This window comes from Reichenbachiella sp., from assembly GCF_965233835.1.
Lineage (GTDB): Bacteria > Bacteroidota > Bacteroidia > Cytophagales > Cyclobacteriaceae > Reichenbachiella.
Genome location: NZ_OZ247585.1, coordinates 3,654,483 through 3,668,389 on the forward strand (window position 1 = coordinate 3,654,483; position 13,907 = coordinate 3,668,389).

Annotated in this window: 11 protein-coding genes; 6 read left to right on the forward strand and 5 right to left on the reverse strand. The window is 40.0% G+C overall.

All coding sequences use genetic code 11. From position 1 onward, the window contains the following. Positions 1-72 precede the first annotated feature (72 nt). Positions 73-783: a TIGR04283 family arsenosugar biosynthesis glycosyltransferase gene (locus ACO6S2_RS15540; protein ID WP_422359477.1), complete on the reverse strand. Its 711-nt coding sequence runs from the start codon at positions 781-783 to the stop codon at positions 73-75. A gap of 169 nt (positions 784-952) precedes the next feature. Here ACO6S2_RS15540 and ACO6S2_RS15545 point away from each other — a divergent pair, with 169 nt between their 5' ends. Continuing rightward, a complete protein-coding gene (locus tag ACO6S2_RS15545) occupies positions 953-3,343 on the forward strand; it encodes an ABC transporter permease (RefSeq protein ID WP_422359478.1) in 2,391 nt (796 codons plus the stop codon). A 3-nt stretch (positions 3,344-3,346) separates the two neighbouring features. Here the strand turns inward: ACO6S2_RS15545 and ACO6S2_RS15550 are convergent, their stop codons facing one another. Both ACO6S2_RS15550 and ACO6S2_RS15555 read right to left on the reverse strand, forming a co-directional pair. Next, positions 3,347-4,816, reverse strand: a complete 1,470-nt coding sequence (locus ACO6S2_RS15550; RefSeq protein ID WP_422359479.1) for a hypothetical protein — start codon at positions 4,814-4,816, stop codon at positions 3,347-3,349. A gap of 51 nt (positions 4,817-4,867) precedes the next feature. Next, entirely contained in the window at positions 4,868-5,482 is a 615-nt protein-coding gene (locus ACO6S2_RS15555) for a class I SAM-dependent methyltransferase (protein WP_422359480.1), read from the reverse strand. A 132-nt stretch (positions 5,483-5,614) separates the two neighbouring features. On the opposite strand from ACO6S2_RS15555, the gene ACO6S2_RS15560 reads away from it, so the two are divergent. Next, positions 5,615-6,775 (forward strand): CDP-glycerol glycerophosphotransferase family protein, encoded by a 1,161-nt coding sequence (locus tag ACO6S2_RS15560; RefSeq protein WP_422359481.1) that lies wholly within the window; start codon positions 5,615-5,617, stop codon positions 6,773-6,775. Next, positions 6,768-7,979, forward strand: coding sequence for a glycosyltransferase family 4 protein (locus ACO6S2_RS15565; RefSeq protein ID WP_422359482.1), 1,212 nt, complete (start codon positions 6,768-6,770; stop codon positions 7,977-7,979). Before ACO6S2_RS15560 ends, ACO6S2_RS15565 begins: the two co-directional genes overlap by 8 nt. Here ACO6S2_RS15565 and ACO6S2_RS15570 read toward each other — a convergent pair. Together ACO6S2_RS15570 and ACO6S2_RS15575 are read right to left on the reverse strand one after the other, a co-directional pair. After that, on the reverse strand, positions 7,976-10,423 hold the full coding sequence (locus ACO6S2_RS15570; protein WP_422359483.1) for a YfhO family protein: 2,448 nt from the start codon (positions 10,421-10,423) through the stop codon (positions 7,976-7,978). The two genes, ACO6S2_RS15565 and ACO6S2_RS15570, sit on opposite strands and share 4 nt — an antisense overlap. 66 nt (positions 10,424-10,489) lie before the next feature. After that, positions 10,490-11,584: an aminotransferase class V-fold PLP-dependent enzyme gene (locus ACO6S2_RS15575; protein WP_422359484.1), complete on the reverse strand. Its 1,095-nt coding sequence runs from the start codon at positions 11,582-11,584 to the stop codon at positions 10,490-10,492. Positions 11,585-11,738: 154 nt separating this feature from the next. Here ACO6S2_RS15575 and ACO6S2_RS15580 point away from each other — a divergent pair, with 154 nt between their 5' ends. Genes ACO6S2_RS15580 through ACO6S2_RS15590 form a run of 3 tightly spaced genes read left to right on the forward strand, consistent with a single transcriptional unit; the run spans position 11,739 to position 13,892 of the window. Further along, positions 11,739-12,128, forward strand: a complete 390-nt coding sequence (locus ACO6S2_RS15580) for a c-type cytochrome (protein ID WP_422362451.1) — start codon at positions 11,739-11,741, stop codon at positions 12,126-12,128. Next, positions 12,125-13,312, forward strand: a complete 1,188-nt coding sequence (locus ACO6S2_RS15585) for an XdhC family protein (RefSeq protein WP_422359485.1) — start codon at positions 12,125-12,127, stop codon at positions 13,310-13,312. Before ACO6S2_RS15580 ends, ACO6S2_RS15585 begins: the two co-directional genes overlap by 4 nt. Beyond that, positions 13,242-13,892: a nucleotidyltransferase family protein gene (locus ACO6S2_RS15590; protein ID WP_422359486.1), complete on the forward strand. Its 651-nt coding sequence runs from the start codon at positions 13,242-13,244 to the stop codon at positions 13,890-13,892. The genes ACO6S2_RS15585 and ACO6S2_RS15590 overlap by 71 nt, the downstream gene beginning before the upstream one ends. The last annotated feature ends 15 nt before the right edge of the window (positions 13,893-13,907 follow it).

Here is a 13,907-nt window from a genome sequence, read left to right on the forward strand (position 1 = left end):
AGGCGGATAGTAAAATTTTACAACCACAAGTACTACAATTTTCAAATGCTTTCAAAAATAATTGAGCAGAAGTTATCCCCCATTTTGATTTTCTGCCCAGTAGGCTGGTGCGTACTTTTTTATATTCAAACCCAAGGTAAACTGTATCCAAATCCAGGTATCCTTTAAAAACACTTTAAAAACATTACCCTGCTCGAACCTACGTGCTGAGGTAAGGATAGGCGACTTGATGAGAGTCAATCGTCCAATACCTCTCAAAGCCTTGCAGAAATAAGCGGCTTCCATAATTGGCTCGTGTGGATAGCCTCTCACACGTTCAAAGTTTTCTCTACTACAGAATACTGCCTGATCCCCGAAATAACGCTTATCTATACGATAGCGAATTCTATTGATCCATTCGATGATTCTATATACCACCCCTCCTCTATTGAAACCAAACTCAAAAGCACCACCAACAACTCCTCTAACCTTCAATGCCTTCATAACCAACAAATCAAAATTCTCAGGTAGTAAGGTATCCGCATCTAAAAACAGCAACGCCTCCCCTTTGGCCCTTGCTGCACCCTTGTTCAAGGACTTATATTTGGCTCCTGCCAGCGTGGAGTCTTCAATCAGTTGGTCTACTTTTTCCTTGACTGTGTTCGTGGTCCCATCTCTGCTCCCAGCATCAATTACAATCACTTCTAGCTCGAATTCACGAGATTTGTTCGAATGCAGTCTGTCAATTGTTTTGCTGATATGATTGACTTCGTTGAGCGTAGGAATGATGACACTGATATCCATAGATTAAAGATATAAGAACCATTTCAATTGTCCGTAATTAATGCAGGGTGTTACAAAAACGAACATTGACTATTCCAGCCAATACCCCATACACTCTCCAATCACGGATTATTGATTTGGCACTAAAATTGGCGTAACTAACTCATCCTAAACTATTAACACAAGAGTTATGTTTTATCAATTTCTCCTAATCAGCCTCAGAAGATTTAAAAAAGATAGATTTTTCACCTTACTGAATGTGCTCGGTTTGTCTCTGGGCATCGCTACCACTATAGTTATTTTGTCGTTTGTAGCTTTCGAATATAGCTTCGATCAATTTCACTCTAAAAAGAACAACACCTACCGCGTACTCACTCATTGGGCCTCTGGCGATCGAATCGAAAAATTATCAGTTACGGGGACCAAAATTTCAAACATAGCCGCTAATGAAATTCCTGAGGTGGTCAACACGGCAAAGTTCTTCCCTATTGGCTCTAGGGTGCCCTATTCTCTGAAGTTTGAAGACAAAGTATTTCAGGAATCTGATTTTGCCTATGCAGATCCTTCTTTTCTTAAAATCTTCGATTTTAAATTAAAGTCAGGAGACCCAAACACCGCACTCAACGAACCCAACTCCATAATCCTTACAGAAGACATGGCTAAGAAGTATTTTGACTCAGCTGATCCCATGGGAAAAATTATCACGGTCAATGGTAACACAGATATGATAGTAACTGGAGTTTTTTATAATCCACCAAAGAATTCGTCCATACCCATAGGTGCTTTAGCTTCATTCAAAAGATTGGAAGCTCGATACGGTATCGGGTGGTTTCCTATGAACTTCATGACCTTTGTTCAAGTACAGGATCGAGCTAATACCGACAAAATTGCCAACTTCTTTCTTGCTAAAGCTCAAGAAGACATGACCGGCGACGTGGCGGCCGATGCGGCTGGAATCAATTTTAGTCTACAGTCACTATCTGATATCCATATGCAAAAAGACATAGCCGCTGATATTGGAAAGCGAGGGAATGACAAAAACACGCTGACCTTTTTGTTCATAGGTGTATTCATTCTGATTATTGCCTGTATCAACTATATCAATCTCACGACAGCTCAGAGTGAAAAAAAATCAAAGGAGGTTGGAATTCGCAAAGTGCTTGGAAGTAGCAGAAAAGCGCTCATCAAACGGTATTTGGGAGAGACAGCTATACTTACCTTACTATCCATTTTACTGGCCATCACATTTGTTCAACTGGCTTTGCCATACATCAATCAGGTGATCGGCACTGAGATACCTTTTGACCCTATGAATAGTTGGCATTGGCCTGCATTCTTACTCGGGCTTTTAGCCATCATTACTGCACTAGCTGGCAGCTACCCAGCATTGTTTTTATCATCCTTCCAACCAGTATCCGTCCTAAAAGGCACCTTTCTTTCTGCCAAGTCAGGGGATAGATTCAGAAAAATATTGGTAGTCTTTCAGTTTTCTATTTCCATTTTCCTCATCTTAGGAACTATCATCATATACAAGCAAGTAATGTATGGCAGCCAAAAGAAGCTAGGCTTTGATCAGGAACAAATTATCGTAATTCCTCTGGCAGACCAGGCATCATTTGACAAACTTGAAGCTATTGAAGCCAGTCTGAATAGCCATCCTGCCGTACAAAGCACAGCCAAAGTTTCTGAAGTACTGGGAAATATAAGAGCAGGCTACGGCTTTGATGCAGAGGGATTGATCAGCAAAGAAAATAACAACTGCACAGGATTTTCGGTAGACCGAAAGGGGTTAAAGACTATGGGTCTTGAACTGATTGCGGGATCAGATTTTACCAAAACTTCAGAAAACGATTCTGTTTGGCACTATATAGCGAATCGTCAGTTGATTAATAGCATAGGATGGACACCTGAGGAAGCCATTGGAAAAGACTTCAGAATGACTCCCATGCCTTTTGGTAAATTGATCGGTGTAGTGGAAGACTTCCACTTCGCTTCGCTTCATGAAAAAATTGGACCGGTAGTGCTTACCTATATTGATCACGAAATAAGTAACCTCTACGTACGAACGACTCAGAACCAATCACAAGCTGCCATGGATCACATATTCACCATCTTCAACGATATCGTACCCGATAGTCCGATAGAACCAAGTTTTTTGGTCAGTGAGTTAGACCAGCTTTATCAAAATGAAAAAAGGACCGCACATTTGATGATTCTATTCACCGGTCTGAGCATAGTTATTGGATGTTTGGGTCTTCTCGGATTGACTGCTTTTCTTGTGGAAAAAAAGAATAAGGAGATCGGCATCCGCAAAATCTTGGGCGCCAGCATTGCACATATTATTCGGAATCTATCTTGGCGATTTGTCAGTTTAATTCTTATAGCCAATGTAATTGTCACTCCAATTGCTTACATCGTTCTAAATAGTTGGCTCAACAACTATGCTTATTCGATCTCTATCGGCTGGGATATTTTTGCCATCACAGGTATTTGTGCCATGGTGATAGGGTTCTTTACGGTATTTTATCACAGCTACAAAGCCGCTACAGCAAATCCAGCAGATGCTATAAGAAGTGAATGAAAATCAAGACTTTAGCATTAGCTGTAATCTTTTGTATAGTGGGTATATACCTAGTTTGATCAATGCATTGATTACTTGATATTTATGGCTACCATTAATGGGTTCTTGTAGTGCTTCTGGGCACAACTTTTCTATAATTTTCTTATGGAAAATTGAATTGTATCTTCCTCGATGTTTTTCATCTACAGCCAAGAAATTGATCATCAGGTTTCTGCAATTGAAAGGTGAAAAATCTTCAATAACTGATCCCATGGAAGATCGACCATTCGCCAGCCAATTACCCATTTTTTCTTCCCAGTAAAACATATCCAAGGCGTTGTATCCTTTTTCATCAAAGCTCTTTCGGCTTTCGGCCAACCACTTATTGTAAACCCCAGACACGAATATGTCTCCCTTGAATTTATTCAAATTAGCCAAGTCGTCTCCTGAAAGATTCTTAGGGTCAGCTTCATAGTGATAGTAGTTTCGTGCAAACTCGCTAACTGAGGTGATATTCAAGTAGCCTTTCTTCTGATAGAAAACATTGTACCAAAAATTGAAATGACGATGAAGCATCAACTCCACATTTTGAAGTAGAGTATCTCTGACTGTCTCAGACACTTGCTCGCCCTGTTTCAAAATATGAAATGGCAAACCCATTTTATCTAACAACCTTTGTGGAGTTGTAATATCCAGACTGTCTTTTTTCAGCCTATCTGATTTCAAGATGAAATAAAAAGCCTCTTGCGTCAGGTGAGTACTCAGGGCTAACATTATCCGACTGTCCATACCTGCCGTCACAGCAATCATCAGGCGATATCTATAAGCCATGGATTCAAAAATACCCTTCAGATATAAAATTGATTGGTCCACAGCTACCTCTAATCCAATATTTTTTAATGGCTCATTGGGAAAATATCGACTAGCCTTTCCACACCTTAAATCAAGATAATAATTAGGCTGCAAGTGCCATAATCCTTCGTACTGAGTGGTCTCTGAAATTCGCTCTTTTCTCTCATAAAATGCTGAAGAAGAGTAAAATGCTGAAGCTAATGAATCAGTAGTTGGTTGTATTTTTTTGTATTGAGCAAACAAGGTAGGCTGCGAAGCACATGGCGTATTGGGCTTCCCTTTCCAATAAAATACCTCTCGCAGTCCCACTGCATCATGGAATAATTTTAAATCTCGACTGTCTTGGTAAATCAGAATGAACTTTCCCGCCAAGTCAAAAGTAGCCGTGAGTACATCATTAAATGATGATTCATTGGCTAGGGACTGAAGGATTTCTTGGTTGGATTTCTTGGGGTGATGTGGGTCAAAGAGATCACCCACCAAAGTTAATTTCCTGTCAGCGGCACCGACTTGATGCAAATCGAGGTTAGGATGAACATAAAGCGTTAAACTATCTCCTACCGGCTTTTGATTCCACCCTTCTAAAAAGCTAACAGGCTCATCGCACAATAAATATTGTCTGTTGTAGATAAGTTCATCCATAGTCCTATAAAAATCAGCAGTTGTTGTATATAAGAACTATTATGTTCAAAACTAGCTTTTTGTAGCCACCACTCTAATCACAGCTGGATCTTCATTTTTATACACAGCAAACCCTTTCGATTCTTCTGAATATTCAATTTTGAAACCAAGTGCCTGAAGCTCTTTGGTGAGCTCATCAATTCTTACGAATCTTCTGTAATGATCGGTCACAAATGCGTCTCTTTCTACCTCTGTACCTTCTCCAAATAATTCGTCATGAATACTTCGAACTTCAATGCAGAGTTTTCCTCCAACATTGAGTGAATCAAATGCCCAAGCTAATGTTTGAGAAGCCTGCTTTTCAGATACAGAATGTAAAGTGAATCTGGAATAGATGTTATCGAACTTTCCAAGTTCGCCAAGAGCAGTGAAATCTTTGACCTCAAACTTTCCTCCTTCCAGGTCTAAGTCATTCAATCTACCAATAGTAGTTTCACACTGATCCGTGCCAAACACCTCCAATTTATTCTTAATAAAAAAGATACTATCCCGGCCATTTCCACATCCAAGCTCAATTAAAGAGCCCTTCAGTTGATGTTCTTTCAAAACATACTCAGCAAAAGGCGAAGGGCTTAGGGTCCCTTTTTTATTAGAATAAAAGTCTTCCCAAAATTCTTTATCACTCATAGATTAATTCATTAAAGTGGCGAAGATAATATTTTTTGTGATAGCCTCATGACCCCCTGAATTGTAAGCTAGATAATCTCTGCATTGTTGGGGCATTTAGATTAGTTTTGGCGCAAAAAGCAAAACTCTCCTATGAGCAAACGACTGATTAAGATTTATGGTCTTTTTTTAAGGATTCTTCAAATCATAATTTCAAAAGTTGACAAGCGTCGCAAGACACAAATTATTCTTGGAAGCTCTGCCGGAACAAATATTAATGGCAACAGCAAAGCTTTGTTTGTCTATATGCTTCAATCCAACACTGAGCTTGAACCCTATTTCATTACCAGAAATTACAAGGAGTATAAAAAGCACAAAGTGGATTATCCAGATAATTTCTTTTATGCATACTCTTTCCGTGCCCTATTCAAAGTAATATATGCAAAAGCCTTTGTTCTCACTCATGGACCATATGATGTCACGCCATTCAAATGCACCAACACAGACAAAGCACTGATAAATGTTTGGCATGGGTTTCCTATAAAAAAACTAGGAATAGACAGCCACTTTTTAACAGAAAAACAAAAGAGCCAGGTATTGGGAAACTTTGATGGGTTGGTAGTCATGTCAGAAGAAGAGGCCGATATTATGAGCGCATGCTATCGCACCAAACGCGAGAATATGTGGGTAACGGGCTACCCGAGAAATGATTTCACTTTCGTCACTAACCATAAAATCATCGATACCATACCATACATCAAAAACAAAAAAGTACTGATGTATGCCCCTACATTCCGAGATAGTGGAAAAACAAAGCTCTTTCCCTTTGGGGATTTTGATCTGAAAAAAATGATCGATTTTTTGAGTAAAAACAATATCATCATGTTGCTGAGAATTCATAAGAACGAATTGGTCGAGCATAATTTAGAAGAAAACGAATGGATCAAAGTTTGTGACGGAGATGTTGTTCAAGAAATTAACGAGTTAATGTCGGTGATTGACCTGCTCATCACAGATTATAGCAGTTCTTACATAGACAGACTCTTGATCGATACGCCTACCCTATTTGTCCCATATGATTTGGAATGGTTTTCAGAATATCGTGGTTTGAATTTCAACTATGATGAAGTGACACCAGGAGCTAAAGTTTATGATTTTGAAAACTTCCTGATTCAGATCAAAAAATATTTGGATAACCCTCAATTAGACGCCGAAAAAAGAGAGAAAATAAGAGAAAGATTCCATAAATACCCTGACGATAAGAGTGCAAGGCGGGTCTATGAGAAAATTAAACAATTAGTAGAACATGGATGAGGCCATGAACAATAAACCCATCATAGGCATGGTATTCCATGGAGAATACCCGACTCATCCAAGAATAGAGAACCAGGCACTATACCTTCTTTCTGAAGGGGCTGAAATTCACCTTTTTTGCGTCACCTATCAAAAACAAAATGCTGGTATTGAAATATACAAGGGCATACATGTACACAGATACTACTGCAAAAAATGGATGTATAAAGTATCCGCTCTGGCTTATACCATTCCTCTATACCATTCGCTCATTAAAGGAAAACTCCTTGATTTTATGAGTCGGGTTAAGCCGGACGTTATCCATTTGCACAATATGTACCTGGCAGAACCTGTATACAACCTTGCCTCCAAGCAGCGCATCCCTGTGATTTTAGACATTCATGAAAATGTACCTGAGATCATGAAGTTCTACCCACACCTTCAAAGTGGCTTAGGCAAACTATTAATCAAGCCATCGGTTTGGAAGCGAAAAGAGGAAGAGTTCATCTTAAAGTCGGATGGTATTATTGTAGTAACCAGTGATGCGAAAAACGAACTCGAACAGAGAACCGGAGCTGCTCCTTCAAAAACACTAGTGCTCCCAAATTTCACAGACCCATCTTTTGAAAAGGCAGCCTACGACTTTGGGCTTATCAATAAATTCAAAGGCAATTTCAATGCTATTTACGTTGGTGATACAGGAAAAAGAAGAGGGATAGAATCTGTGATAAAAGCTATTCCGTTGATATTGAAAGAGATTTCAAACTTTCATCTAATAGTTGTGGGCGCAAGCAATAACGATCAGGCACTACGCGACTTGGCTAAGCAAATGAATGTAGATCAGCATATCTCTTTTGAAGGATGGCAACCAGAAAGTATACTCTCTGATTACATTTACCTATCCGATATTGGTATATGTCCGCTGCTTAGAAACATTCATCACGACACAACCTATGCTAATAAATTATTCCAGTATGCCATGCTCGGAAAACCCATTTTAGCCAGTAATTGCACTGCGCAAAAAAATCTTATTGAAAACGAAAAGTGGGGGCTCATTCACGAATCGGAGGACTCGTTAGACTTTGCCAAACAATTCATTGACCTCTACAACAATACTCAACTACGTAAGCAATGTGGTGAAAATGGTGCCAAAGCTATTGCGAGCAAATACAATTACCCTTCCAGTGAATTCGGAATAGCGTACTATCAAAAACTCATTCGTTAAGACTGTTCTTTTCGAACCGAATGCCCAATGGCTCCAAGAAAGAGGAGCATTAATATGGCACTCGAAATACCGGAAATAACATTGCCCGTGTAATAAGATTTTGGTCTAAACTCAAATTCAATTTGATGCTTACCTGATGGAACTTCCAAACCTCTTAGCACATAGTTAACTCGATGAATCGGCACTTCGTTTCCATCAATTCTAGCTACCCATCCATTCTCGTAATAGATCTCAGAAAACACAGCGAATCCGTTCTCTGAATTATCAGAAATGTAGGTCAATCGGTTGGGCTTGTAATCCTCTAGTGCTATCGTACCATTTGCTCCATATGATGTTTGACTCAGGTCAAATTTGGATCCGTCTATAACCGCAGTTGATTTAGTATCCATGGAATTTACTTTCTCCATCTCCTCATCTGCAGAAGTCACCTCCACTACATCGGAAACAAACCACGCATTTCCATTCGCAGCTGGATTCGGAATTACAGCATTCGCCGTGGTACCTGCCAAAAAGTATTTTGTATTCAGCATATTTAACACATCAATTTGATCAAATGCCGGAACTCCCTTTTGCAAACCATCAATTAACATTGAAGTCTCAGGCGAAATAGCCTCCTCAATCAAGTCTTGATATCTTCTCATTTTTGCTCCATGATACCCCCCAATGGACTGGTGGAAATAAGACGTTTTCGCATCATTAAAACCATTGATCAAATTGTACACCCTGTAGCTCTTATCACTATCCTTCAATATACGCTGATCCGCCTCTGAAGCCGCAAATCCATGATTTTTCGATTTACGCTCGAAAGAGTCATTTGAAATGAATCGTTTGCTCACGGTGAACATATCCAAGCCAACTAGAAAAGCAAGTGCGATCACTGCCATCTGACTTTTCAATTTACCTTTGAGACTCAGCCAAATCAGCACTGCTGCTGCCATAACGAAGAAGAAAGTACGCCAGGCATCTGCTTGAAGTAAACTCTGACGGTCTGCTTTTAGAGCAGTAAGAAACCACTCTGGGTATGCGGCTAGTTGCTGATCAACTGCTCCCGAATAACCACCAATTCCAGCAAAAAGAGAGGCTAATAAAGCAAATCCTCCAGTTGCTGCAAATGCAATCAACAATTTCTGTTGTAACTGTTTCGACCAGCTCATCGAAAGCACTTTTTCCAACCCTATGAATCCTCCAATAACCAAGCAGCAAACAGTCATAATAATAGTGAAGGTAACCGAGCGAAACTTGTTATATCCAGGCAGGTAATCGAAGAGCAAATAATTGAGTGAAGCAAAGTTGCTTCCCCAACTTAATACAATGCCGACTGCAACCCCAGCTATCAACCAATACTTAATCCTACCTTCCAAGACTAACATTCCTAAAACAAATAGGAACACTACAATGGCGCCTGCATAGTAAGGTGCCGTGAGTGGCTGGTCTCCCCAATAGGCAGGAGCATTTTTTACTTGATTGGCTATTTGTCTATTGTCTAATCCATTTTTGCGCAAGGCTTCTTCAAGATTAGAATTATTACCTAGATCCTGTCTTGATGATCCTCCAAAATAATTGGGAATGAATAGCACTATTGGTTCGAAAATTCCATTACTATATTGAAAGGCATAGCTTTTGTCCAAACCAGATGATCGATCGTTGGCATCAGCCGATAATTCAGTTTTTCCTCGAATCGAGTATGGACTATACTCAATTACAGACCATAATTTTCCAAAATTGGCCCCGACAGCCAAAAATGCTGCTATAACCAACATACCAATGGTTTTAAAAAACTCTTTTTGTGTATTCTGCTTAATAGCGGCAATCAATGCAAATATTCCATAGAGCACCGTGAGAATAAGCAAATAGTAGGTGATCTGCAGGTGATTAAATTTGAGCTGCATGGCTAATCCCAATGCTGTAATTATAGCCCCCCAAATCCTGTTTCTGTCTAAAGCTAAGTGAATTCCCCCAAGTACCAGAGGCATAAACGCCACTGCAGCAACTTTCATATTATGACCAGCACCCACACTTATAATTATAAATCCAGTAAAACCGAACGCCAGTGCTGCAGCCACAGCCAGACCAGTTCTTACCTGAAAACATCTCATCATGATGTAGAAAGAGAGCAGCGCGGTAAAAACCAAATACAATGGGTTTGGTAATCCTAATTTGTAAATTTCATAGGGGTAACTGAGGAATTCTCCCGAAAACTTAATACTGACTAAATAGGCTGGCATCCCGCCAAACATTGAATTAGTCCAAAGCCCCTCTTCTCCTGTTTTCTCTCTGTAATCAATCAACTCCTGAGCACCTCCTCTCCATTGGGTAATATCATGCTGAGGGAGTTCCTTGTCCTCAAAGACAACAGGCGCAAAGAAAATCAAGGTAACTACCAAAAAAATAAATACTGCTGCCAGATGCGGCAAAATGTCTTTCTTAAAACTGAGGTTTAGCATAAATCTGGTGAAGTGCTGGGTTCTAGAATATTCCGAAGGTAATATTAGCTCAAATGAAGTTAATTTCTATTTCAAGGCTTGAATTAATCGCTCGATATCCTCCTCGTTGTTGTAAAAGTAAATACCTAACCGAACCAACCCTTGGCGAAAAGTAAAGTCAATGTTAGCAGATTCAAAATCCGACAATCTTTCAGAGGTACCCTCAATCATAATGATGCTACTACTCGCTTGTTCTGGGGTGATTACTTCAACTCCAGATTTCTCGAGTGAGCTCCTTAGCATGTCTCTCAGCTTCGTGGTCCGCTTCTGAATGTTATCATATCCAATATCCTTCAATTCCATCAACGAGTTTTCTAACGCGAGCACTTGCTGAATCTTAAAATGACCCAATTCCAAACGTTCTATCCCTTGTCTGTAGTTATCCTCTGCTTCAACATCCCTTTCATTATCGATAATCGTATTCTGACCAGCAAACGGCAGGTTATGATTAGAAACAAACTCATCAGAGGCAATAGCAATAGAAATACCATAGCCCCCTAGCATCCACTTGAATGCCGATGCCAAAACGATGTCTACATGGGTTTCACTTAAATCCAATGGATTAGCCACCAAGCCTTGAGTAGCATCAACAATAAACATCACCTGATGCTTTTTGCACAACTCCCCAATTAACTTTAAGTCAAGCCTGGCACCAGAGTTATACATCACCCAACTCAGTACCAATACTTCCGCGCCCTTGATTAAGGCTGCTTCAATATCGCTCAACTCAAAATTGAATTTCTTCCTTTCAATCCATTCAATTTCAAATCCTCTCGCCATCCATGGTGTACTGGTCGCTGGGTAGTCCGTCTTGAGCAAAGCTATTTTCCGCTTATCTTTAAGTACTTCTGCAAACTGATTCATAGTTGTACTAACATCCGAAACAATCGCCACACTATGATTTTTCGCATTTGTCATTTCTAAAACTTCCCTACGAATCCTTTGAGCTGCCTCATTGGTCCGTTCATTCAAACGGTTACCTTCGTTCTGCCAGCTTTCCAGACAATCCTTTTGCACTTGCACGGTTTGATTGGACATGGCTCCAAAAGAAGCTGTGTTAAAATATGTTCGTTGATTCAGTAGTTGATAATTGTTTCTGATCTTATTCCAGTCTATTGACATAACGCGTAATTTAATGGTGATTGATTACCGTTGATATGGGCTTGATGGTTGTTCGTCACGAAGCAATAAATATACCTCCACTTTTACTTATATTTAAGTTGATAATTATTCATCATCAAGATCAATAAAATTGGATATCAGATTAGGAAAGGGAGTGTTGAAACTTTGTTTCGTTGCTTTATCGTTTTGCATAATTGGCCATCGATCCCAAGGTCAATCTTTAGAAGAGAGTCTGGCCAGAGGTGAACAAGTTTATCAAAATGAATGTATGATTTGCCACATGAAAAACGGAGAAGGCCTCTCTGGTGCATTTCCGCCACTATCAAACTCAGACTATTTTAAAAATGATGTATCCAAGGCTGTTGGTGCTATTCTCAATGGACTTGAAGGAGAGTTAGTGGTGAACGGTGAAACTTATTTTGGAGTAATGGATCCAGTGCCGTTGTCTGATCAAGAACTGGTGGATGTATTAAATTATGTTAGAAATAGTTGGGGAGGAAAGGCTAATCAATTGACCACAACTGATATTCAAAAAATGAAATGAAAGAATTTAAAACTATACTCGAAGCTTATGATAAAGTCGATTTCAAAGAACGAAAAGCGGCTTTAGCCACTGTCGTTCAAGTTAAAGGTTCCTCTTATCGAAGCCCTGGCGCCAGGATGCTCATGCTGGACAATGGCAGATGGGTAGGCTCTATCAGTGGCGGATGTCTGGAAGGTGACGCACTGAGAAAAGCTCGCCAAGTCATTCTAAGTGGGGAATCAAGGACAGTCACCTACGACACCTCCAACGATGATGATAATCAGCTGGGTATTGGGTTGGGCTGCAATGGAATCATTGACATACTTATAGAACCCATTGATCCTGAGAGTAGTTCAAATCCTATCACTCAATTAGAAGCATTTTTGAAATACGATAACATTGGTGCTCATGCCATTGTCTTCGAATCAACTGCTAAAAACATCCCTGTAGGTACAACGGTTAGTTTTAATGACAAAGGAATGCTAGAAGGCAAAAACTCACCTTTGATTGATCTAATGGTAACGGATCTCCAGGAAGTAGCAGAAAACCAAAAGCCGTTTATCAAAGAATATAAAATAGACAATCAACCAATTAAAGTATTTCTGGAGCTGATTCAGCCTGGCATTGACTTACTTATCTTCGGGGGTGGTTTTGACGCCAAACCGGTGACCGAACTGGCCCACGTTCTCGGTTGGAATGTTAGAGTAACCGACGAATGTGTAGCCCATTTAGTCCCAATCAACTTTCCGTTGGCCAATGAACTAAAATCCTGCAAAAGAGAGTTTGTAGATCAGGAAATAAAAATCACACCATTCACCGCAGTGGTACTGATGTCGCATAACCTTAAGTATGATGAAGAAGTGATGCGTCAGATCGTTGATAGTGATGCGCCCTATATAGGCATTCTAGGACCAAAGAAAAGAGCCAATAAGATATTCAAGACACTCAGAGATCAATACAAAATTGAAATAACTTCTGAGCAAATGGATCGTATCCATGCACCGATCGGCTTGGATATTGGTGCCGAGACACCAGACGAGATTGCCGTATCGATCATCAGCGAAATTCAAGCTAAATTCTCCAACCGATCTGGCGGATTCATCAAGTACAGAACTGGCCCTATCCATCACAGAGATGGCAAAGAGGATCAAGTATTTCGTCAAGTATATCTCAAGAACTTCTTCCCAAAAAGAAAAGCCGATTAGCCCCTCACCTACCATATTGATCCTTGCAGCGGGTAGTTCTAGCAGATTAGGACAACCCAAACAACTATTACACTTCAGAGGAAAAACTTTGCTCGAAAATGTGGTCGAAACAGCTTCTGCTATATCTGATGAGGTGTTCGTGATTTTAGGAAGTCACCATGAGCAAATTGCACCGATTGTATCTCCTACAGATGCAACAGTGGCCTACTTCGCTGATTGGCAGCAAGGCATGGGCAGCACGGTATCTTTTGGTATTCAGCAAATTCTGAATAAGGATCGTTATACCAAGGAGGTCCTTATTTTGCTATGCGATCAATTGCATGTAACCAAACAGGTGCTTACTGAACTGATTTTCTTCCATCAAGAATCTGATCATTTGATCACCGCCTGTGGATATGATAAGTCCTACGGTGCACCAGCCATTTTCAATAGAAAGACATTTCTTGATTTACTGAATCTGAGTGGTGATCAAGGAGCCAAAAAGGTTATTCACAAACATTTCAAGAACGCACAAATCATTTCTTATCCCGAGGCTCAAGTCGACATCGATACTCCGAAGGACTTAGCATTACTCAAATAGCATAGTAGGTTTTTA